Source organism: Mesorhizobium sp. M0848, from assembly GCF_040319805.1.
Classification (GTDB): Bacteria; Pseudomonadota; Alphaproteobacteria; order Rhizobiales; family Rhizobiaceae; genus Mesorhizobium.
Genome location: NZ_JAMYOM010000082.1, coordinates 1 through 880 on the forward strand (window position 1 = coordinate 1; position 880 = coordinate 880).

At 54.2% G+C, this 880-nt stretch carries 1 protein-coding gene; it reads left to right on the plus strand.

Features of this window, described 5'->3' with window-relative positions; translation table 11 throughout:
* Positions 1–50: 50 nt before the first annotated feature.
* Positions 51–880, plus strand: an 830-nt coding sequence (locus NKH95_RS33370; RefSeq protein ID WP_352894623.1) for a diaminobutyrate--2-oxoglutarate transaminase, incomplete at its 3' end; no start/stop codon positions are given.

Sequence of the window (880 nt, forward strand, 5' to 3'; positions counted from 1 at the left end):
GCAGGTTGCCAATTCGCAATAGATCGCCTCTATGAACAAGGATTGCCACTATGAGCAAGAAGTTTTCACCTTCGAGTGACGCAAGCATCGGAATTTTCGAGCGCCTCGAGTCTGAGGTGCGTGGCTACATCCGGTCCTTTCCAATCCTCTTCGATCGTGCGGTTGGTACTACCCTCATAGGTGCAGATGGTCGTGAATATCTTGATTTTTTCGCCGGGGCAGGCGCCCTTAATTACGGCCATAACAACCCCGCCTTCAAGAAGCCGTTGCTGGATTACATCGAGCGCGACGGCATCGTGCATGGGCTTGACCTTGCCACGAGTGCGAAGAAGGCATTTATCGAAGCCTTTGAGCAGTATATTCTGAAGCCGCGTGGTCTGACTTACAAATTGCAGTTCACGGGTCCCACAGGCACGAACGCGGTCGAGGCGGCCCTGAAGCTGGCGCGCCTAGTAACCGGCAGGGCGAATATCGTCGCATTTACCAATGCGTTCCATGGCGTTAGCGCGGGATCGTTGGCTGCGACTGGAAACAAGAAGTACCGGAGTGCTGCGGGTTACCCCGTCGCGCACGTGACATTTTTGCCCTACGATGGGTATCTCGGCGCTTCCGTTGACACGCTCGATTACTTCGAAAAGCTGCTGAACGACGCGAGCAGCGGTCTCGACAAACCTGCCGCGGTGATTTTGGAAGCGGTTCAAGGGGAAGGGGGCATCAATCCTGCAAGCTTTAAATGGCTGCAAAGGCTGCGTGACCTCACCGCGAAACATGGGATCCTGATGATCCTCGATGACATCCAGGCAGGTGTGGGCCGCACAGGACAATTCTTCAGTTTTGAAGCTGCTAAGATCGTTCCTGACATTGTCACTTTGTCAAAGTC